Genomic DNA, 20,189 nt, shown 5'->3' with positions numbered 1-20,189 from the left:
CGAGGGCTGCGCGGGGACAACGCCTGAGGCGACGGCCCGGCCTCAGCGTCAGGAGGCCTGGGTGAGGACGGCCTGGGCGGTGAGGCTGAGCCCGACCAGCACGATGACCCCCGACGTGAGGACCGGCAGGGCCGGCCGCCACCGGGTGAACCGCTGGGGGAGGCGCCGGCTGATCGCGGGACCGAACCGGCCGAGAGCGAGACCGATGCTGATCAGCGCTCCCGCCATGCCGGCGCCGTAGGCGACCACGAGCAGCACCCCATACCAGGGCCGGCCCAGCGCGACCGCGCCGAGCAGCACCACCACGGCCGACGGGCTGGGCAGCAGCCCACCGGCGAAGCCCAGGGTCAAAAGGCTGCGCAGACGGACTGGCCCGTGATGCCCGTGCCCGTGCTGGTGAGCGTGCTCGTGCCCGTGCTCCTGCCCTTGCTCGTGGCCGTGCTCCTGCTCTTGCTGGCGGCCGTGCTGGTGTCCTTGCTGGTGGCCGTGCTCGTGCTCTTGCCGGTGGCCGTGCTCGTGCTCTTGCTGGTGGTCGTGCTCGTGCTCTTGCTGGTGGTCGTGCTCGTGCTCTTGCTGGCGGCCGTGCTGGTGTCCTTGCTGGTGGCCGTGCTGGTGTCGGCCATGCCCATGCCCATGCCCGTGGCTATGGCCTTGGTTGTGCTTGCGCGCGTACAGAGCCCGCCGCATCAAACCCACCCCGACCACCGCCAACAGCACCCCACTAACCGCCGCCAACCCTCCATAAAGCCGCTGCGGCGCAAACGTGAGCGACGTCGCGAGCGCCGCCCCCAGCACCAACACCCCGGCAGTGTGGGTGACAGTCACGCTGCCCGCGATCACCGCGGCCTGCCGCCAGGTGCCCCGCTCGCCGATCAGAACAGCCGCCATCACCGTCTTCCCATGGCCCGGCGCGAGGGCGTGCGCGGCCCCGAGCACCATGGCAAGGACGATCCCGAGCAGACCGATTCCGATCGTCAACCGCTGCCGCTCGACCACCCCGGTGAACGCGGCCGTCAGCCGGTCGGCCGCCTGCCGCGGCGCGGCCAGGACGGTGTCCGCCGCGGGCACGGCGTCCGCGGACGGCCGCGCCACCAGCGTGGCCGAGCGGACGTCGAGGGGCTCGGCCAAAGGATCTTCGGGGTACGCCCCAAGCCGCCCACTGACACTCTCATCCGGCACGTCACTACTGGTCAGAGCCATCCGATCACCGGTGGCGGTGATCTCCCGCCACCCGACCCGATCGGCGTACGCGTCGTTGCGGAACGTCACGGTCGCCGAGTCGGACACCGTCACGCCGGCCCGCAGCGTGCACTCCAGGCGCAGCGTGTCGAGGCCGCCCTCACCGGCCGGGAAGGTCACCGCCGACCGGTCGACCGCGAGCGGAGCCGCCCGGTCCGCCACGGTGAGCCGCAGCAGACCGGCGGACGCGGTGCAGGTCGTTTCCGCGTACCGTGCATTCTCCGCGGCCGAGACGGCGCCGTCGCCGTCGGTGTCCACCTGCTCGCTGCGGGCCTGGAAGGCCGGCAGCTCAGCGAGATCCACGACGTAGTCGACGTGTACCGCGTCCGGCGCGACGCGCAGCCCGGCGTACTGATTGACGGTGAACCGGCCGAGCGGATGGGCGATCGGCGGCCCGGCGGCCGCGGCCGGCGCAACGCTGGTGAGGATCCCGGCGATCGCCGCGGCGGCGACGCCGGCCCAGGCCAGGACGCGCGGCCTCATCGGGCACCACCGAGCGAGGCGAGGGTGGCGCGCGCGGTAGCGGCGTGCCGGATCGAGAAGTGCGGGTTCAGGCGCAACGCCGTGTTCAGCGCGTCCCGCGCGGCGGCGTCCCGGCCGAGGTCGGCGAGGATCATGCCGCGGTGGTAGTGCAGCATCGCGCTGCGGGTACCCAGCCGGAGCGCCTCATCCGCCTTGACCAGCGCCGCGGCCGGCTGCCCCGCGGACCGCAGCGCCCACGCGAGGGCGTCGGCCGCGGCATAGCCCGGCTGCCGGGCGTACAGCTTGCGGGCCTGTTCCACGGCGCCGGGATCCCGCTGGTCGGCGGCGAACAGCACGCTCTCCGGCTCCGCCGATCCGGTCCACCCGGCCCGGGCGAGGGCGTACTGCCGGGCCCCGGCCGCTTCCTGCCCGGTGGCGACCAGCAGGTCACCGAGCTCGGCGGCGTACGAGGGATTCGGCACCGACGCCACGATCGCCTGGAATTCGGCGACGGCCGTCGCGGTGTCCCCGCGCGCCGCCCGCACCCGGGCCTGACCGGCCCGCAGCGGCGGATACCGGGGGTCGAAACGCGAACCCTCCGCGAAGTGCGTCGCCGCGGTCTCCAGGTCGCCCGCCGCGTACGCGAGCTCCCCCAGGTGGTACCGCGCGAACACGGCGTCCTGCGGGTTCGCCGCGGCCTCCAGCGCCCGCAGCATGGCGTCGTTCGCCCGGGGCAGATCACCGCGCAGCTCCCAGGTGTAGGAGGCGCGGGCGTACGAGGCGGTGTCCGGCCGCAGGTCCACCATCCGCTGGACGGTGTCGAACGCCTCCGGGTAGCGGCCCAGTTCGGTCAGCGCGTCGGCGACCACGCCCAGCGCCGCTGCCCGGTACGGGTCCACCGCGACCGCCGCCTGCCCGTGCCGCAGCGCCAGCGGGAAGTCGTGGCGGGCCGCCGCGAGCGCGCCCAGCCCGGTGAGCGCGGCCGCGTTCTGCTCGGGCCGGACCTCCAGGGACCGTTCCAGGGCCTGCTGCGCCCGCGGATAGTCCGCCGGGTCGCCGGTGACGCGCGCCCGCTGCACGTACGCCATGCCCAGCTCGGCCCATGTGGTCCAGTCGCGCGGCAGGCGCTGGAGCCGGCTCTGCGCCGCGGCGATCGGATCGGTCTCCCGGGCCATCGCCGGCGCCGCGCCGGACCGGCCGTCGTCGCGTGGGGAGAGCACCACCCCGGCCACGACGATCAGCCCGACGCCGAGCACGGCGAAGGCCAGCAGTTTGGCGACGTGACGCATGGTGCCCCTTCCCTCGTGGTGGTGCCAGGGATTCGCGACCGGTGCTCCGGCGGATGGGATGGATCACTCCCGGGTTCGTGCCAACGCCCCTCCGCTTCACAGCAGTCACACAGCTGTCCGCATTGGATGTCTCCGGCAAGCGGCCGCCTCACCGACGGCCGCCCGACGGGAAGGACCTCATGACTGACCCGACGAAGCATCGTCGCCGTACCCGCCTGCTGACGGCCGGCGCCGCGGCGGCCGCGCTCGCGCTGACCGCCGCCGGAGTCGGCGTGGCGCAGGCGGCAGCCGCACCGCCACCGCTCTCCTTCGTGTCCGCCACCTCGGCGGTCACCGCCTACCGGTACGTCTCCGGCGACGACGTGTATTTCTCGATGGACCTCGGGTTGCACGTGGTCGCGGGCAAGGACGCGTTCGAGATCCAGGTGCGGCGGGCCGGCTACGACAAGCCGATCGTGGCCGAGCGGATCGTCACCGAGAAGGGCAAGAAGAAGCGGGTGGCGCTGCCGGCCGGTACGGTCACCGACTTCACCGGTCTCCAGGACTTCACCACGGTCACGATCACCGACGAGGCGGGCAAGCCGGTCACCGAGTACACGACGCCGTTCTGCGGCAACGGCTGGGACTCGGGGCGGACGCGGCCGGACGCTCCGGCGACCAACCCGTACCCGACCTCCTGCGGCGGAGAGAACCCGTTCACGCTCGGCTCGGTGTGGGGTGTGCAGGCGGGGTGGAGCTCGGACGTCGCCGACCAGCCGTCGTACCGCGAGGACAAGCCGTTCGACCTGGCGCCGGGCAAGTACAACGCCACCGTCAAGGTGAACCCGCGCTACCGGGAACTGTTCGGCATCCCGGCGGACCAGGGCACCGCCCGCGTCGGGGTGACCGTGGTCGAGCAGCGCGAGGACGAGGCCGGCCTGGCCCGGGCGATGAAGGCGGACGCGGCAGCCGAGCCGCTCGCGGCGCCGGCGGCCGAGGACGAGCACGCCGCGCACGCGGCGGAGGGTGACGCGGCGCGGCAGGTGTCGTCGTACCTGCCGGAGTTCCGGGCCCCGGCGAAGCGGCCGGCGACGCTGAAGGCCGCGCCCAAGGGCGGCCCGAAGCCGGACCTGAAGTCGCTGCCGGCCTGGGGTATCGAGCTCGAGGAGATCGACGGCAAGTGGTACGTGAACTTCGCCGCCACGGTCTGGAACGCCGGCACCTCACCCCTGCTGGTCGACGGGTTCCGCCGCACCGGCACTGATCTGATGGACGCCTACCAGTACTTCTTCGACGCCAAGGGCAACCAGGTCGGCTCCAAGGCGGCCGGCACCATGGAGTGGGACGCCCGCGAGGGCCACATGCACTGGCACTTCACCGACTTCGCCCAGTACAACCTGCTCGCGGCCGACCAGAAGCTGGCCGTGCGCAGCGGCAAGGAGGCGTTCTGCCTGGCGAACACGGACGCCGTGGACTACACGATCACCGGTGCGAAGTGGCGCCCGGAGAACACCGACCTGTCCACCTCGTGCGGCGCCGACACCGTGGTCGCGGTGCGTGAGGTGCTGGACATCGGCAACGGCGACACCTACGGCCAGTACCTGCCCGGCCAGTCCTTCGAGATCACCGACCTGCCGAACGGCACCTACTACATCCAGGTGCTGGCGAACCCGGACAACCGGCTCGCCGAGCTGGACACGAAGAACAACTCGGCGCTGCGGCAGATCGTCCTCGGCGGCACGCCGGAGGCTCGTACCCTGACCGTCCCGCCGGTGCACGGCATCGACGGCTGACCCCGGGGCCGTCCCGGTGCCTCGGGGGCACCGGGACGGCCCGTCAGCGGCGTGGCCCGTGGATCTGCTGGTGCAGGCGCTCCATCCGCTGATCCAGCCGGGCCGCGTCCTCGGCCGCCTCGACCAGCTCGGCCCGCAGCTCGGCGGGCACCTCCGGGTCGTGCTTGTAGTAGATCTTGTGCTCCAGGCTGGCCCAGAAGTCCATCGCCACGGTGCGCAGCTGCACCTCCACCGGCACCGCGACCACCCGGTCCGACATGAAGACCGGGATCTCCACGATCAGGTGCAGACTGCGGTAGCCGTTCGCCTTCGGGCTCGCGATGTAGTCCTTGGTCTGCACCAGGTGGACGTCCGGCTGCCGGGTCAGCATGTCGGCCACCGTGTAGACGTCCGAGACGAAGCTGCACACGATCCGGATCCCGGCGATGTCCTTGATCCGGGCCCGCAGGCCGTCGTAGGTGAGCGGGCACCCCAGCCGCCGCGCTTTCGCGGTCAGGCTGGCCGGCGTCTTCAACCGCGGCCGGACATGCTCGATCGGATTTCCCCGGCCACGGAGGGTGAGCTCCTCGGCCAGAATCGTGATCTTGGTATTGATCTCCGCGAGTCCGAACTTGTAGACCATCATGAACTCGTTCAGGTCAGAAATCAGCTGATGCAGCAGCTCAGGGTAGTGATTCACGCCGCCCGGCTGCCGCCGGGCGACCTGTAGATCACCGCCCGGCAAGCCCGGTTCCGGCTGGTCGGTGGTCACGGTCCGTCAACTCCAGGATCTTCCGGCACAGGCTATTTTCCACGGTACGGGTCAGCACCGTCCCCAAACCCAGCTACGCCGTTCCCGACCCACCACGCGATCCGGGTGCGACCCCGGGCCCCAGCGCGGCCGCCGGGCCCGGGTGCCACTCGGGCGGCGCCGGTCAGTGGCGGCGCCATTGAAGCATCGCGGCGGTGGCGTCGTCGCGTAGTTCGCCGTCCTCGTACGAGACGATCGCCTGGATCAGGCGGCGCATCGTCTCCGGCGCCGGGATGCCCTCGTCCAGGGCGTTCAGCAGGAAGTCGCTGAGCCGTTCCACTCCGAACAGCGCGCCCGAGGCGTCCCGTGCCTCGGTGACGCCGTCGGTGTAGAGGACCAGCGTGTCCCCGGGTTCCAGCTGCTGCTCGATGACCCGCGGCGGCCGGGCGATCATGTGGCCGAGGCCGAGCGGCAGCGTGTTGGGCGTGGGCAGCTGAGGCAGGGCGCGACCGTCGCGCAGGAAGAGCTCGGCGGGATGGCCGGCGCTGATCCGCCGATAGGTGCCGGTCGGCATGTCCAGCTCGGCCAGCAGCGCGGTGACGAAGAGGCCGGGGTACTGGGAGCGGATCCACTTGTCGATCGACCGGCAGGTGTCGGCCAGCGAGAGCCCGGACCGGCGGGCGTTGCGATACGTGTTCAACGTCAGCGTGGTCAGCGCGCTGGCGCTGATCCCGTGACCGACCGTGTCGAAGAGCGCGACGTGCAGGACGTCGCCGTTGGCCGCGTAGTCGAACGCGTCGCCACCGACCTCGTAACAGGGCTCGAGAACGGCCGTGACGATGGTCCCGTCGACGGCGAAGGTGAGCGGCGGCAGCTGGTTCCAGATGATCTCCGCGGCCAGTTGCATGGGCAGCCGACGCCGGGTGTGCTCGACCGCGTCGCCGTAGAAGCGCCGGCTGGCGATCAGCTCGGCGACCAGGGCCGCGATCACCTCCAGGTCGTGTCGGGTGGCGGCCGGCGGATAGGCCTTGACCCGGAACTCCAGAACGCCGAGCCGCTCGGCACCGTGCAGCAGCGGCAGCCACAGCGCCCCGCCGTCGCCCTCGTCGAGCCACTGCTGCTGGGCGGTCGTGAAGGCCCGGCCGGCGAGCGTGTCCTCCACGGCCAGCACGGTCGCCGTATCGACCCTGGTCCCGCGCAGCGGGTGCAGCGCGAGCTGCCCGTAGTCGACGAGCAGCACGATGGCGGCTTCCGCGTCCAGTAACGGGGCGGCCGCCGCGAGCACCTCCGGCAGGTCCTCGGCCCGGCCGCGGTGCCTCAAGTCCATGAGCCGCCGCACGGCCTCCATTGACGCGAGCATCGAACCCCATCCAACCCGCCGGGCGGCGATGCGGCAATGCCCACCGCGAGCCCATCCACCTTGGACGACCCGCAAGATCGCGGAACACTATAGTCATCCCTCGATACGCCCGGTGATCTTCGACCGGGCACAACGGGGAAGGAACACAGTGAAGCTACGCAGGCGTCTTCTTCATTCGATCGTCGCCGTCATGACCCTCGCCACGGCGATCGTCGTTCACCAGTCGCCGGCAAGCGCGGCCACCACCCTGGGACCTTTCCGGATCGTCGGTGAGGATTCCGGCAAGTGCATGGACAACCCGAACAGCGCGTCCGGCAACGGCGTCGGGCAGATCATCTACACCTGTAACCGGAACTTCCCGATCAACCAGCAGTGGTACTTCGACGAGACCGATTCCGGCTACTACTGGATCCGTAACCGGGCCAGCAACAAGTGCCTGGCGGTCTCCGGTGCCGCGGTCACCATCAACGTGGCGATCGTGCAGTACACCTGCAACAACGGCAACAACCAGGAGTGGCTCCCCAAGTTCTGGGGCACGAACCCGGACGGCCGCGACTACTACTACCTCGTCAGCCGCGGCGGGGTGACCCGGGACCAGTTCTCCATCCACGTGAAGAACGGCAGCAACAGCAACAGCGCGGCCCTCATCCAGTACTACCAGGTGGGCGGATCCAACAGCCGCTGGACCTGGTACAAGCCCTGATCAACCGGTCCGCCGCGCGCCCCGGTCGCTATCTGGGGTACGCGTTCGCGCGGTGTCCTCCGCGTCCCCGCGCGAACTGACTGCCGGCGGTCGCGGCCTTACCGCGACCGCCGGGCCGGGCGGAGCCGTTCGCTTGCGCTTTGCAGCGCCGGTCACGCTCGGCCGGCGGTTGCCGGCGGTTGCCGGCCAGCGGCCGGGGTGCCTGCTCGCGGTTGTGGGGCCGGTTGCGGTCGGCCGGTCGCCGCTGGCCAGCAGCCGGAGTGCCGACTTGCGGTTTGTGGCGCCGGTTGCGGTTGGCCGGTGGTCGCCACCCGCACGTCCGGGCATGGCGGGTGTGGTGTGGATCAGCGAGACAGCCACCTCTGCTAGCGCGGTGGTCGACAAGGCCGGGTTGTGCGGGCTGGCTGTGCGCGAGGGCTGCTTCAACGGCCGGGAGGCAGCCCTGGAGCACAGCCGGATGATCAAACAGGCCGAAAAAGCGGACCCGGCTGTGCCTGATGGCTGTCACTCCTCCGGGGCCGCGCTGGGCTGGCCGCCGCGCTGGGCCGCGTTGGGCCGCGCTGGGCTGGCCGCCGCGTGGGGGCTCATCGCACGACTGCCGCAACGGCAGCTCCTAGAACGGTCTCTCGAGAGCCTTCGTGGTCAGGGTCTTGTCCGGCCCAACGTGGGTGTTGTCTGGCAGCCGTTGATACAGCATTGAGGTTGGGCGAAGCAAGATCACCGCTTGGGGACCCTGACCACGGAGGCGCCTAGCGGCGTAAGGCTGGCATGGCGTCGGTGAGCATGGCGCGCCAGTGGGGGAGTGTGGGTATGCCGGTGCCGGCCCAGCGGGCGTGCGAGAGCACGCTGTAGGACGGACGCCGGGCCGGGCGTGGGAAGCGGTCGCTGGTGGTCGGGCGGACGCGGCCGGGGTCGAGTCCGGCTTCGGCGAAGACGGCGCGGGCCAGGCCGTACCAGGTGGTGGAGCCGGCGGCGGTGCCGTGGTAGGCGCCGGGTGCGGCTCGGCCGTCGGCGGCCGCCCGGGCCAGCGCGACCAGCTGGTGGGCCAGCGCGTACGACCAGGTGGGCGGACCCTGCTGGTCGTCCACGACGTCGACGGTGTCGCGGTCGGCGGCGAGCCGCAGCATGGTGCGTACGAAATTGGGGCCGTGCTCGCCGTAGAGCCAGGCGGTGCGCACCACGTAGCCGCCGGTGGCCAGGACGGCCTGCTCGCCGACGGCCTTGCCGCGGCCGTAGGCGTTGATCGGTGCGTGCGGGGTGTCCTCCGGGATCGGCGCGGTGGCGGTGCCGTCGAAGACGTAGTCGGTGGAGACGTGGATCAGGCGTTTGCCGGCGGTGTGCGCCAGCAGCCGTACCGCGTGGCCGTTGATCGCGGTGGCCGCCGACTCGTCGGTCTCGGCGCCGTCCACGTTCGTCCAGGCGGCGGCGTTCAGCACGATGTCGGCACCGGCGACCGCGTCGCGGACCTCGACGGGGTCGGTGATGTCCAGGTCGGCGCGGGTGGCGGCGACCACGTCGGTCGCGCCGTGCTCGGCCAGGACGGTACTCAGGTCGCGGCCGAGCATGCCGCCGGCGCCGGTGATCAGCCAGCGCATCAGAGGCCGGCCCGGGCCTTGAGCGGCTCCCACCAGGAGCGGTTGTCGCGATACCAGGCGACGGTCGTGGCGAGGCCCGCGTCCAGGGTGACCTGGGGTGTGTAGCCCAGCTCTTCACTGATCTTGGTGATGTCCAGGGAGTAGCGGCGGTCGTGGCCCTTGCGGTCGGTGACCGGGCGGACCATGTCCCAGCCGGCGCCGCAGGCCTCGAGGAGCCGGCCGGTCAGCTCCCGGTTGCTCAGCTCGGTGCCGCCGCCGATGTGGTAGACCTCGCCGGAGCGGCCCTTCTCGAGCACCAGCTGGATGCCCCGGCAGTGGTCGGTCACGTGCAGCCAGTCCCGGACGTTGCCGCCGTCGCCGTAGAGCGGCACCGGCTTGCCGTCGAGCAGGTTGGTGACGAACAGCGGGACGACCTTCTCCGGAAACTGGTACGGCCCGTAGTTGTTGGAGCAGCGGGTGACCACCACGTCCATGCCGTGTGTGCGGTGGGCGGCCAGCGCGAGCAGGTCGGAGCCGGCCTTGGAAGCGGCGTACGGCGAGTTCGGCGCGAGCGGCCACGTCTCGGTCCACGACCCCTGCTGGATCGAGCCGTACACCTCGTCGGTGGAGACGTGCACGAAGCGGGGGACGCCGGCGGTCCGGGCCGCGTCGAGCAGCACCTGGGTGCCGAGCACGTTGGTGGCGACGAACGGGACCGCGCCGGAAATGGACCGGTCCACATGGGATTCGGCGGCGAAATGCACAATCACGTCATGGCCGGGAAGTAGGTCGTGGAGCAGATCAGAATCGGAAATGTCGCCCTGCACGAATCGTAGTCGGGAACCCGACAGCGGCAGATTGGCGCGATTTCCCGAATACGACAACAGATCCAGAACGGTCACCGTGGCGCCGGCCGCGCCCGCGTACTCGTCCTGCAAGAGGGCCCTGACGTAGGCCGAACCGATGAAACCGGCACCCCCGGTCACGAAAATCTGCACGACTGGCGAGTGTAGACGCATGCCCCGGCGAGTTTAGGGTTCCCCGGTGCGCGGAATTCTGCTCGCCGGCGGGACCGGCTCGCGGCTCTGGCCGATCACGATGGCCATGTCGAAACAGCTTATGCCGATTTTTGACAAACCGATGATCTACTACCCGCTGACCACCCTGGTGTCGGCCGGGATCCGGGAGATTCTGGTGATCACGACGCCCGAGGACCGGCCGCACTTCCAGCGGCTGCTGGGCGACGGGAGCCACCTCGGGCTCGCGCTGTCGTACGCCGAGCAGCCACGGCCGGAGGGCATCGCTCAGGCGTTCCGGATCGGCGCCGACTTCATCGGCGACCAGCCCGTCGCGCTGATCCTGGGCGACAACATCTTCCACGGGGTGGGACTCGGCCGGCAGCTCGCCCGGTTCGCTCAGCCGGCCGGTGGGCGGGTCTTCGCGTACCCGGTGGCCGACCCGGAGCGCTACGGTGTCGTCGAGTTCGACCCGGCCGGCAAGGTGCTGTCCATCGAGGAGAAGCCCGAACGGCCCAAGTCGCGGTACGTGGTGCCCGGCCTCTACTTCTACGACGCGGACGTGGTCCGGATCGCCGACAAGCTGGTGCCCAGCGCCCGTGGCGAACTGGAGATCACCGGCGTCAACGAGGAGTACCGGCGGCAGGGCCGGCTGGAGGTGACCGTCCTGGACCGCGGCACGGTGTGGCTGGACACCGGCACCTTCCAGTCGATGGTGCAGGCGTCGGAGTACGTACGGGTGATCGAGGAACGGCAGGGCTTGAAGATCGGATGCGTGGAGGAGGCCGCCTGGCGGCTCGGCTTCATCTCCGACGATCGGCTGCGCGAGCTGGCCGGGCCACTGCTGAAAAGCGGGTACGGCCAATACCTGGTGGAGCTTCTGGACGGGGGACTGGGATGAAGATCCGGCCGTTGACCATCGAGGGCGCGTTCGAGATCACGCCGGTGCGGTACGGCGACTCGCGTGGCGTCTTCCTCGAGTGGTACCGGTTCGACGCCCTGGCCGAGGCCGTCGGTCATCCCCTCGATCTGGCCCAGGCGAACCTGTCCACCTCGGCCCGGGGCGTCGTGCGCGGCATCCATTTCGCCGATCTGCCGCCGGGGCAGGCCAAGTACGTGACCTGCGTGTCCGGTGCGGTCCTCGACGTGGTGGTGGACATCCGGGTCGGTTCGCCGACGTTCGGTGCCTGGGAGGCGGTCCGTCTCGACGACGCCGACCGGCGCGCGGTCTACCTCGCCGAGGGGCTCGGGCACGGCTTCTGTGCGCTGACCGAGGGTGCCACGGTGGCGTACCTGTGCTCGTCCACCTACCGGCCCGGCCACGAGCACGGCGTCCACCCGCTCGACCCGGGCCTCGGCATCGACTGGCCGGTCGACGCCCCGGTGCTGTCCGGCAAGGACGCCGAGGCCCCCGCGCTGGCCGAGGCGCGGGCGGTCGGGCTGCTGCCACGCTACGACGACTGTGTCGCCTATCTTCAGGAGCGCCACGGGTAGAACACGGCCGCGGATATCAGTACGGCAGTCGGATTGATTACATTCAGTCATGCCTGTCGGTCGATTGACCTGCCGCCATTTTGGTAGTACCTAGTCGCGGTACACCCTGGTCCCGCCGCGAATCGCTCTGGTCCGATCTGGACACCTCCTACCGGTCGGCCATTCCCATCGGCCGAATCGCCATTCCTACGGAACGGAAAGGTGTAGCGCGGAGGGGGTACGGTTCAGCACTCTGTCCAGTGTGTCTCGTGGGCTACCGCACCACGAAGATCTTCACTTCGTCGGCTCACCGGCATGTCCGGTATACCGGCTAAAGCGGACCATGTGTTGACGGAAGTCAATGACGGGGGCAAGGGCGTGCAGACCATCGAATCTGTCGAGACCCTAGATCTGGCCGAGACAGCTGCGCAGCTCAAAGCCCGTGCCAGGGCCGGCGAGACCCGTGCCGGATGGCACGGGCGGTATGCGCGCAACCTCTACCTCATTGATCTTGCGGTGGGGCTGCTCGCGGCGGCGTCGGCGCTGGTCCTGCGATTCGGCCCGTCCGGCGCGGAGCCCTATAACCGCGACTATCTGATCTTGACGGTTTTGTTTCCGATCGCCTGGACCGCCTGCCTCGCGGTGAATCGGGCCTATGAGCCACGTCACCTGTTCGTCGGCACCGACGAGTACGCACGGGTGTTCCGCTCGGGATTGGCGCTGACCGCTGTCCTGGCCATCGTTTCCTTTGCGTTCGATCTGCGTTTGGCGCGGGGATACGTGCTAATCGCGATGCCCCTGGCGATCATTGTCGACCTCTGCGCGCGGTACGCGTTCCGGCAGCGGCTGCACCGGTCCTGGGCCCGCGGCGAGCGCCTGCACCGGGTCATCCTGGTCGGCCACGAGCGGGCTGTCATCGACATGGCCCGCCGGCTGCGCCGCGAGCGGTACCACGGCCTCGGCGTCATCGGCGCCTGCCTGCCGTCCGGCGTCACCCAGAGCCACGTCACCGGCGGGCTGCCGCCGGTGTACGGGACCTTCGACGGGATCGCCTCGGCGGTCACCCGCTCCGGCGCGGACACCGTCGTGGTGCTCGCCTGCCCGGAGATCGACGGATCCGCCCTGCGGCGCCTCGCCTGGCAGCTGGAGCGCGACGAGATCGACCTGATCGTGGCCAGCACCCTGGTCGACGTGGCCGGCGACCGCACCACGATCCGCCCGGTGGACGGCCTGCCGATGCTGCACGTCGAGCACCCCCGCCTCAAGGGCAGCGCCCGCATCGTCAAGATGATCTTCGACCGGGTCGGTGCGCTGTTCCTGCTGCTGCTCACCGCGCCGGTGCTGGCCGTGGTGGCCGCGCTGGTGATGTTCGGCCCCGGTGGCGGCGGGCGCGGGCCGGCCATCTTCCGGCAGGAGCGGGTCGGCAAGGACGGCCGGCCGTTCATGCTGTACAAGTTCCGCACCATGGTGGTCAACGCCGAGGCGCGCCTGCAGGAGCTGCGCAACCTCAACGACACCGACGGCGAGCTGTTCAAGATGCGCCAGGATCCGCGCGTCACCCCGGTGGGCCAATGGCTGCGCCGCTACTCCCTTGATGAGCTGCCCCAGCTGTTCAACGTGCTCAAGGGCGACATGTCGCTGGTCGGCCCCCGCCCGCCGCTGGCCCGCGAGGTCGCCGGCTACCCGGCCGACATGCTGCGCCGGCTCGTCGTCAAGCCCGGCCTCACCGGCCTCTGGCAGGTCTCCGGCCGCTCGGATCTCTCCTGGGAGGAGTCGATCCGCCTCGACCTGACCTACGTGGAGAACTGGTCTCTCGCCATGGACGTGGCGATCCTGGCCCGCACGGTGAGCGCGGTCGTCCGCAGCTCCGGCGCCTACTGAACCCACCGTCGAGAGCGCGAGCCGGGCCGCCGAGCGACGGCCTGAGCGGCCGTGCTCGTCGTAGGTCACCGGCTGCGCTGGTACGCGGCCGCGGCTGACGCCCTTTCCCGGCGGCCGCGCTGGGGCGGTGAGTGGCACCCTGCCCGCGCGGCAGCCGGGGGACGGGGTGGATTTCGGCGGGACGAGCCACGCCGTACCAGGAAAGGGTTTCAGGCTCGGGTGATGCTCTCCCGGAGGTCGGTGGGGCGCGGCCGGGACGGTGCGGCGAGCAGCGCCAGCAGCGCGTCGGCGATGCGTTCGCCGGCATGGCCGTCCCACAGCGCCGGCGCGCGCTTGGGCGGTGGGTCGGTCAGGACCCGGCGGGCCGTGGCGATGATGCGGTCCGGGTCGCGGCCGACCAGGATGTTGGTGCCCTCGGTGATCGTGATCGGTCGTTCGGTGGAGTCGCGCAGGGTCAGGCACGGCACGCCGAGCGCGGTGGTCTCCTCCTGCACCCCGCCGGAGTCGGTCAGTACCAGGCGGGCCGATGCCTGGAGGGCGATGAAGTCGAGGTAGCCGGCCGGCGGTACCAGGCGAATGCCGTCCGGCAGGCCGACCTGCTCCAGGCGGGCAGCGGTGCGCGGGTGCACGGGGAGGACGACCGGGACGTCGCGGGCCACCTCGCCGAGTGCCCGCAGTAGCCCGGCCAGCATGCCGGTGTCGTCGACGTTGGCCGGGCGGTGCAAAGTGGCCAGTGCGTATCCGCCGGGGGACAGGCCGTGCCGGTGCAGTGCGTCGGAGGCGAGGGCCCGGTCGAGGTTCGCGAACAGCGTGTCGATCATGACGTTGCCGGCCAGGTGGATCTGGTCGTCGTGGTAGCCCTCGGCCCGCAGGTTGTCGACGCCGTCCGGCGACGGTGCGAAGAGCAGGTCGCTGAGCCGGTCGGTGAGCACCCGGTTGACCTCCTCGGGCATGCTCCAGTCGCGGCTGCGCAGGCCGGCCTCGACGTGCGCCACCGGCACGCCGGCCTTCGCGGCGACCAGGCCGCACGCCAGCGTCGAGGTGACGTCGCCGACGACCACGACCGCGTCCGGTGTCAGCTCGTCGACGAGCGGTTCGAAGGCGAGCATCACGCGGGCGGTCTGTTCCGCGTGGCTGCCCGAGCCGGTGCCCAGGTGGCGGTCCGGCGGGCGCAGCCCGAGGTCGGCGAAGAACACGTCGTTCATCGCCGCGTCGTAGTGCTGGCCGGTGTGCACCAGCACCACCTCGGCGCCACGGTTCTCCAGGGCGTCCAGGACCGGCTTGACCTTCATGAAGTTCGGCCGGGCACCGGCGATCAGCAGGATCCGGGGCACGCTCAGATCACCTCGACCGCGGGGCCGGTCAGCCGGCGCCGGGTGTCCAGCACATAGCCGGCCTCCCGGGCGATCAGGTCGTAGTCGAACTCGTCGTGGTCGGCGAGCAGCACCACCGCGTCGGCGGCGCGCAGCTCCTCGGCGGTCGGCGTGACCATCGTGAGGTCGGGAGCCCCGTGCACGGCCTCGACCACGTGCGGGTCGGCCACCCGGACCTCGGCGCCCATCTGGCTCAGCAGTTGCACCACCCGCACCGCCGGCGACTCCCGGGCGTCACCGGTGTTCTTCTTGTACGCGAGCCCGAGCAGCAGGATCCGGCTGCCCGACACCGAGCGCTGCCGGCGGTTCAGCGCGTCGATGAGCCGCCGCACCACGTAGTCGGGCATGTGGTTGTTGATGTCGTTGGCCAGGTCGACGAAGCGGAAGCTCTGACCGAGCGCGCGCTGCACCCGCCAGGACAGATACGAGGGGTCGATCGGCAGGCAGTGCCCGCCGACGCCCGGCCCGGGGGTGAACCGCATGAAGCCGAACGGCTTCGTCGACGCCGCGTCGATCGCCTGCCACGCGTCGATGCCCAGGTCGTTGGAGATCATCGCGATCTCGTTGACCAGGGCGATGTTCACGTGCCGGAAGGTGTTCTCGATCAGCTTGGCCAACTCGGCCTCGCGGGTGGAGGCGACGGTCACCGTGGTCTCCACGACCGTGTCGTAGAACTCCTTGACCCGCTTCAGCGAGGTCTCGTCCACCCCGGAGACGATCTTCGGGGTGTTGATGACGTTCCAGGTCGGGTTGCCGGGATCGATGCGTTCCGGGCTGAACCCGAGCGCGAAGTCGGTGCCGGCGGTCAGGCCGGAGCGCTTCTCCAGGATCGGCCGGACCACCTCCTCGGTGGTGCCGGGGTAGGTGGTCGACTCGAGGACGACGGTGGCGCCGTGCCGCAGGTGGCCGGCGAGCAGTTCGGCGCAGGCTTCGACATAGGACAGATCCGGTACGCCGTCCCGAAGCGGGGTCGGCACCGTGATCAGGGCGACATCGAACCCGGCGCAGTCCGCCGGATCGGTGCTGGCCCGGTACGACCCGTCGGCGAGCACGGCGCGCAGCCGCTCGGCCGGGATGTCCTCGACGTACGACTCACCGGCGGCGAGACGGCCGACGCGTACCGTGTCGACGTCGTAGCCGACGACCTCGTGACCGACCTCGGCGGCGCGGACGGCCAGCGGCAGCCCCACGTAGCCCTGGCCGGCGATGACGACTCGCATGGCAGTCTCCTCAGTTCATCGCGCCGGAACGGCGGGACTTCATCCACTCGCGGGCCACCAGCCCGGCGAAGGCGACGTTGGTGGTCAGGTAGCGGCGGCCCAGCCGGCGTGGTTCCTGCAACGCCCGGTACAGCCATTCGAAGCCGGTCCGCTGCCAGGCGAGCGGTGCCCGCTTGACCACTCCGGCCAGCACGTCGAAGGAGCCGCCGACGCCGTGCACCACCTTGGCGCCGGTGCGGGCGCCGTGTGTGGCCACGAAGACCTCCTTCTTCGGCGAGGTCATGCCGAGGAAGAGCAGGTCGGCACCGCTGCCCTTGATGTCGTCGGCGACCGCGGCGGCCTCGTCCTCGGCGTAGTAGCCGTCCCGGTATCCGGCGATCTTCAGGCGCGGGTGCTGGGCCCGGACCCGTTCCACCATGCGGTCCAGCACCTCGGCACGGGCGCCGAGGAAGTAGACCGAGTGGCCGCGCACCTCCGCCATGTAGAGCAGGCGCTGGAACAGGTCGATGCCGGCCACCCGCTCGGGCAGCGGCTGCCGCAGCACCCGGCTGGCCCACACGACGGACTGCCCGTCGGCGACGATCAGGCCGCAGCCGGTCACCGCGTCGTGCAGCGCGGTGTCTGTGCGCATCTTGACGATCTTCGCGGCGTTGACCACGCCGACCTCGAGCAGCTCGCCGGTGGTCACCGAGTCCAGGCAGCGCTGGACGGTCTCCTCCAGGGTGAGCGCGTCGAGCGGCACGCCGAACAGGTCCCGGCGTTCCTTCTCTCCGGTCCGCATCCCGGTCACCGCCCGGCGGGCAGCGAGCGGGCACCGAGCCGGGCCAGCCACGCGAAGTAGAGCCAGCCGAACTCGTACGGGCGGCACTCGCGATCCAGTGCGGTCGGCCGGTACACCCGGTTGACGACCGGCAGGCGCAGGCCGGGACGGACCCGGGTGGTCGCGGTGTGCAGGCCTCGGACGATCTTGCGCGGGTCGCCGCGGAACACCTTCCGGACGGTCAGCCCTTCCTGATCGAGCAGGAGCGGCTCGGCGAAACCGCCGTCACCCAGCTCGGCCGGTCCGAGCATCCAGCGCAGGCCCTTGCGGATCGGCTCGGCGAAGTCGCCGCCGCCCGCCTCGGTCAGGTCGAGCAGGGCCATCGGGCCCATCGCGTGCTGGTGCACCGAGTAGACCGGGTAGCCCTCGATGACATCGCCGGTACGCGCGTCGTAGTGCCACCACCACTGGCCGCCCGGCCCCTGGAGACGGCAGATCTGCGCGGCGGCGGTCCGGGCCGCGGCCAGTGCGGCCGGGTCGTCGCCCGAGTGGTGCAGCCGGGCGAGGGCCTGGATCGGGTACACCTGATCCGCGAAGCAGGCGACGTGCGCCCGGTACGGCTTGACCAGCCCCGGTCCGGTCACGTGCGGGAAGACCGGGCTGCCGGGCAGGACGCTGCCGAGCAACCGCTCGCGGGCCTGGGCCAGATACTCCTCGACGTCCAGGTGGGCGCGGGCAGCGGCCAGCGCGGACACCACCCAGGCGCACTCCACCACGTACTCCGGGGCGGTCCGCCGGTCGAACTCGCGCAGCCGCCGGACCGCGTCCTCCAGCCTTCCATGGCCGATCTGAGCGGCAGCCCACGCGATCAGCGCGATGTCACCGAGATTGCCGCTGGCCGCCTGCCGGTCCACGAGCAGCGAGACGAACTCGTCGAGCGAGTGGCCGCCGAGCAGCGCGGGCTGCTGGTCCGGTGGCAGCCAGGCGACCCCGAGCGCCACGATCGCGGCGTAGCGCAGGCTGGTGCCGGACAGCCGCGCGGTCACGCCGTCAGCCGATGTGGTGAAGATGCGGGTGAAGGCGTATTCGTCGCTTTCCGTCCGGTACATTTTCGGGAGTCCGCGCGAGGCGAGCGTCATGATCCGGTCGGTCAGCTCGGCCGTTTCGCCGTCGAGGTGGGCGTACCTCGCTGGTACTGACGTCATGTCGTCCTTCCACAAAGGACAGCCGTCCCGCGGGTGTCGGGCGGGAAGGCTGAGTGGGTTGTTCCTGGCGCGATCCGGGCAGCAGGGATAGACGACGCCGGCGGCGAGAAGCGTGCCGCGGGGCCGAACTGAGGCTACTTAGGACGCTCCGGCCATCGGAAGATGTGACGCCTAGCTGACATGGCGTGATGACCGAATAACCCGATGACTTTCGATTTATCCGGCCATCTGGATCCATCGACCGCCCGGAATGGACAGTCGGCCTCCGCCGTTCCGGTGAGAAGCAGAACCGTCAGGCGGTTTCCGGCGCCGGCGGGAACGGCAGCGTTGCCGGCCGGACCAGCGCGGTGACGGCACGGCGGCTGCGCGGATGCCCGAGGGCCGCCCGCGACGCCTCCCGGAGGAAGACCGCTGACCAGTAGACGGCGGTGGCCGCGCGGGAGTGGCGCATCCGGTACAGCCGCACCCGATTGACCGTCAGCAGGCTCCACAGCGCCGGCGACACCTGCGACTCGCCGCCGATGTGCACCACCTCGGCGCCGGCGACAAGCGATGTCAGGAAACCGTGATCGCGGGCTCGCAGCGAGAACTCGGTCTCCTCGGAGTAGAGGAAGAACCGTTCCTCCCACGGCCCGCACGCCCGCAGGCAGTCGCGGGACATCAGCATCACGGCGCCGGTGGCCCAGTCCACCGGGCCGTCGGTGAAGTACGCCTCGCGATCCAGAACCGTCTCGCCGAGCCCGGGGAACCGTCCCGCGCGCCGGCCCAGCACCGCCTCACCCAGTGCGCGGCCCACGGTCGGTTCCCGGCGCAACGAGTACGCCACGTGCCCGTCCTCGCCGAGGATCCGCGGCACCGCGATACCGACGTCGCCGCCCAGCCGGGCCATCATCGTGGCGACCGAGCCGGGACGCAGCCGGACGTCCGGGTTGAGGATCAGCACCGCGTCGTACGGCTCGGCGACCCGCAGCGCGGCGTTGAAGGCGGCGGCGTAACCGGCGTTGCGGCCGGTCTGCTCGATGTGGCAGTCCGGCACCATCCGCTGCGCGACGGCGACGCTGTCGTCCGCCGAGGCGTTGTCCGCGATGATCAGCCGCCAGGACGTCCCGCTCAGCCCGTCGCCGAGCGACTCCAGCAGTCCGGGCAGCACGGCAGCGCTGTTGTAGGTCACGACGACCACGGTGATCCGGGGGCTCATGCGGCACGGCTGCTCTCGTCGCGGAGCCAGGTGGTGAAGTCCCCGGAGCGGATCGGGCGCCGAGCCCGCCACCGGCAGACGGCGGTCACCGCGAGGAACATCGCCAGCTTGGGCGCGGCCGCCGGCCGGCGGCGCAGGATGCCGAGCAGATCGGCCCGCGAGGTACGCGCGGAGTCGACGGTCCCCGGGCGGGCCTGCTGGAGCTGGGTGGTCGCGGTCACCGACCGGACCCGCCGGCGGATCAGGTCGGCCAGGGTCCGCGGCGGGTGCACCACCACCCGGGCGTCGCGTACCACCCGCCGCTCGGCGGCGGTGAACGCGACCGAGGCGGCGAGGTCGTCACCCATCACGTCGGGCAGCTCGTGCAGGCGCTGCCGGCCCTCCGGCGAGACGGCGATGACGCCACGGCCGAACAGGCCGTCGCGCACCACCGGCAGCTCCTGCCAGATGTCGTAGTACCAGCGCACCGGCCAGGACGAGCGGCCGGTCGCGACGACGCGTTCCGGTGCGGCCGCCAGCACGCCGGGCTGGCGCAGGGAGGCGGCGAGGTGGCGGGCGTCGTCGGCGGTGAGCTCCACATCGGCGTCCAGATAGATCACCTCGGTGCCGGTGGCCCGGGAGTCGCCGGCCCGCAGCGCCGCGTACTTGCCGGAGTTTTCCAGCGGCACCACCAGGACCGGGTCGCCGAACGCGGCGGCGGTCCGCTCGGTGTCGTCGGTGCACCCGTTCGGCACGACCACGACCTGGAGTTCGCCGGGACTCGCGCCGGCCAGCAGGCCGCGTAACAGCCGGCCGATGACGGGTGCTTCGTTGTGAGCCGGGATCACGACGCTGATCACGCAGGCAGTATTCCGGGGCCATCGGCGCAGGCACCACCGTCTGTCGGATTCATGGCCGCGAATCGCACCGTACGGCCATGATGGACAAACCGACC

The 20,189-nt window shown here is 71.0% G+C and carries 18 protein-coding genes; 6 read left to right on the top strand and 12 right to left on the bottom strand.

All coding sequences use genetic code 11. The features are described from left to right. Positions 1-48: 48 nt before the first annotated feature. Together I4J89_RS21110 and I4J89_RS21105 are read right to left on the bottom strand one after the other, a co-directional pair. Positions 49-1,722 (bottom strand): nickel/cobalt transporter, encoded by a 1,674-nt coding sequence (locus I4J89_RS21110; RefSeq protein ID WP_196415719.1) that lies wholly within the window; start codon positions 1,720-1,722, stop codon positions 49-51. Next, positions 1,719-2,990: a tetratricopeptide repeat protein gene (locus I4J89_RS21105; protein WP_196415718.1), complete on the bottom strand. Its 1,272-nt coding sequence runs from the start codon at positions 2,988-2,990 to the stop codon at positions 1,719-1,721. Before I4J89_RS21105 ends, I4J89_RS21110 begins: the two co-directional genes overlap by 4 nt. A 179-nt stretch (positions 2,991-3,169) precedes the next feature. Here I4J89_RS21105 and I4J89_RS21100 point away from each other — a divergent pair, with 179 nt between their 5' ends. Then, positions 3,170-4,762, top strand: coding sequence for a lysyl oxidase family protein (locus I4J89_RS21100; protein ID WP_196415717.1), 1,593 nt, complete (start codon positions 3,170-3,172; stop codon positions 4,760-4,762). A gap of 43 nt (positions 4,763-4,805) precedes the next feature. Here I4J89_RS21100 and I4J89_RS21095 read toward each other — a convergent pair whose 3' ends face one another. Together I4J89_RS21095 and I4J89_RS21090 are read right to left on the bottom strand one after the other, a co-directional pair. Continuing rightward, positions 4,806-5,513 (bottom strand): GTP pyrophosphokinase, encoded by a 708-nt coding sequence (locus I4J89_RS21095; RefSeq protein WP_309238401.1) that lies wholly within the window; start codon positions 5,511-5,513, stop codon positions 4,806-4,808. Positions 5,514-5,676: 163 nt separating this feature from the next. Continuing rightward, positions 5,677-6,840, bottom strand: a complete 1,164-nt coding sequence (locus I4J89_RS21090; RefSeq protein WP_230859310.1) for a PP2C family protein-serine/threonine phosphatase — start codon at positions 6,838-6,840, stop codon at positions 5,677-5,679. A 202-nt stretch (positions 6,841-7,042) separates the two neighbouring features. Here I4J89_RS21090 and I4J89_RS21085 point away from each other — a divergent pair, with 202 nt between their 5' ends. Continuing rightward, complete coding sequence (locus I4J89_RS21085; protein ID WP_196415715.1) at positions 7,043-7,555, top strand: RICIN domain-containing protein; 513 nt, start codon at positions 7,043-7,045, stop codon at positions 7,553-7,555. Positions 7,556-7,880: 325 nt separating this feature from the next. Beyond that, on the top strand, positions 7,881-8,255 hold the full coding sequence (locus tag I4J89_RS21080) for a hypothetical protein (protein ID WP_196415714.1): 375 nt from the start codon (positions 7,881-7,883) through the stop codon (positions 8,253-8,255). 49 nt (positions 8,256-8,304) lie between these two features. Here the strand turns inward: I4J89_RS21080 and rfbD are convergent, their stop codons facing one another. Beyond that, positions 8,305-9,150: a dTDP-4-dehydrorhamnose reductase gene (gene rfbD, locus I4J89_RS21075; RefSeq protein WP_196415713.1), complete on the bottom strand. Its 846-nt coding sequence runs from the start codon at positions 9,148-9,150 to the stop codon at positions 8,305-8,307. After that, on the bottom strand, positions 9,150-10,127 hold the full coding sequence (rfbB, locus tag I4J89_RS21070) for a dTDP-glucose 4,6-dehydratase (protein ID WP_196415712.1): 978 nt from the start codon (positions 10,125-10,127) through the stop codon (positions 9,150-9,152). The genes rfbD and rfbB overlap by 1 nt, the downstream gene beginning before the upstream one ends. A 46-nt stretch (positions 10,128-10,173) precedes the next feature. Between rfbB and rfbA the strand changes: the two genes are divergently transcribed. The 3 genes from rfbA to I4J89_RS21055 all read left to right on the top strand — a co-directional run bounded on the left by rfbA (position 10,174) and on the right by I4J89_RS21055 (position 13,499). Further along, positions 10,174-11,046: a glucose-1-phosphate thymidylyltransferase RfbA gene (gene rfbA / locus I4J89_RS21065; protein ID WP_196415711.1), complete on the top strand. Its 873-nt coding sequence runs from the start codon at positions 10,174-10,176 to the stop codon at positions 11,044-11,046. Then, positions 11,043-11,639, top strand: coding sequence for a dTDP-4-dehydrorhamnose 3,5-epimerase (rfbC, locus tag I4J89_RS21060; protein WP_196415710.1), 597 nt, complete (start codon positions 11,043-11,045; stop codon positions 11,637-11,639). The genes rfbA and rfbC overlap by 4 nt, the downstream gene beginning before the upstream one ends. A 357-nt stretch (positions 11,640-11,996) precedes the next feature. After that, complete coding sequence (locus I4J89_RS21055) at positions 11,997-13,499, top strand: sugar transferase (RefSeq protein ID WP_373688150.1); 1,503 nt, start codon at positions 11,997-11,999, stop codon at positions 13,497-13,499. Positions 13,500-13,708: 209 nt separating this feature from the next. Here I4J89_RS21055 and wecB read toward each other — a convergent pair whose 3' ends face one another. The 6 genes from wecB to I4J89_RS21025 all read right to left on the bottom strand — a co-directional run bounded on the left by wecB (position 13,709) and on the right by I4J89_RS21025 (position 20,094). After that, a complete protein-coding gene (wecB, locus tag I4J89_RS21050) occupies positions 13,709-14,833 on the bottom strand; it encodes a non-hydrolyzing UDP-N-acetylglucosamine 2-epimerase (protein WP_196415708.1) in 1,125 nt (374 codons plus the stop codon). A gap of 2 nt (positions 14,834-14,835) precedes the next feature. Beyond that, complete coding sequence (locus tag I4J89_RS21045) at positions 14,836-16,092, bottom strand: nucleotide sugar dehydrogenase (RefSeq protein WP_196415707.1); 1,257 nt, start codon at positions 16,090-16,092, stop codon at positions 14,836-14,838. A 10-nt stretch (positions 16,093-16,102) separates the two neighbouring features. Beyond that, positions 16,103-16,873, bottom strand: coding sequence for a WecB/TagA/CpsF family glycosyltransferase (locus I4J89_RS21040; RefSeq protein WP_196415706.1), 771 nt, complete (start codon positions 16,871-16,873; stop codon positions 16,103-16,105). Between the two features lie 5 nt (positions 16,874-16,878). Beyond that, positions 16,879-18,057 (bottom strand): hypothetical protein, encoded by a 1,179-nt coding sequence (locus I4J89_RS21035; RefSeq protein ID WP_196415705.1) that lies wholly within the window; start codon positions 18,055-18,057, stop codon positions 16,879-16,881. Between the two features lie 292 nt (positions 18,058-18,349). Beyond that, entirely contained in the window at positions 18,350-19,255 is a 906-nt protein-coding gene (locus I4J89_RS21030) for a glycosyltransferase family 2 protein (RefSeq protein WP_196415704.1), read from the bottom strand. Further along, entirely contained in the window at positions 19,252-20,094 is an 843-nt protein-coding gene (locus tag I4J89_RS21025; RefSeq protein ID WP_196415703.1) for a glycosyltransferase family 2 protein, read from the bottom strand. The genes I4J89_RS21030 and I4J89_RS21025 overlap by 4 nt, the downstream gene beginning before the upstream one ends. Positions 20,095-20,189 lie beyond the last annotated feature (95 nt).

Origin of the sequence: Actinoplanes aureus (assembly GCF_015704865.1) — a bacterium.
GTDB classification, from domain to species: Bacteria; Actinomycetota; Actinomycetes; order Mycobacteriales; family Micromonosporaceae; genus Actinoplanes; species Actinoplanes aureus.
This window is presented reverse-complemented; position numbering and strand designations above follow the sequence as displayed.

Coding starts and splice junctions, on each gene's coding strand:
- I4J89_RS21110 (WP_196415719.1), bottom strand. CDS start 1,722: ATGAGGCCGCGCGTCCTGGCCTGGGCCGGCGTCGCCGCCGCGGCGATC.
- I4J89_RS21105 (WP_196415718.1), bottom strand. CDS start 2,990: ATGCGTCACGTCGCCAAACTGCTGGCCTTCGCCGTGCTCGGCGTCGGG.
- I4J89_RS21100 (WP_196415717.1), top strand. CDS start 3,170: ATGACTGACCCGACGAAGCATCGTCGCCGTACCCGCCTGCTGACGGCC.
- I4J89_RS21090 (WP_230859310.1), bottom strand. CDS start 6,840: ATGGAGGCCGTGCGGCGGCTCATGGACTTGAGGCACCGCGGCCGGGCC.
- I4J89_RS21085 (WP_196415715.1), top strand. CDS start 7,043: ATGACCCTCGCCACGGCGATCGTCGTTCACCAGTCGCCGGCAAGCGCG.
- I4J89_RS21080 (WP_196415714.1), top strand. CDS start 7,881: ATGGCGGGTGTGGTGTGGATCAGCGAGACAGCCACCTCTGCTAGCGCG.
- rfbD (WP_196415713.1), bottom strand. CDS start 9,150: ATGCGCTGGCTGATCACCGGCGCCGGCGGCATGCTCGGCCGCGACCTG.
- rfbC (WP_196415710.1), top strand. CDS start 11,043: ATGAAGATCCGGCCGTTGACCATCGAGGGCGCGTTCGAGATCACGCCG.
- I4J89_RS21045 (WP_196415707.1), bottom strand. CDS start 16,092: ATGCGAGTCGTCATCGCCGGCCAGGGCTACGTGGGGCTGCCGCTGGCC.
- I4J89_RS21040 (WP_196415706.1), bottom strand. CDS start 16,873: ATGCGGACCGGAGAGAAGGAACGCCGGGACCTGTTCGGCGTGCCGCTC.
- I4J89_RS21035 (WP_196415705.1), bottom strand. CDS start 18,057: ATGACGTCAGTACCAGCGAGGTACGCCCACCTCGACGGCGAAACGGCC.
- I4J89_RS21030 (WP_196415704.1), bottom strand. CDS start 19,255: ATGAGCCCCCGGATCACCGTGGTCGTCGTGACCTACAACAGCGCTGCC.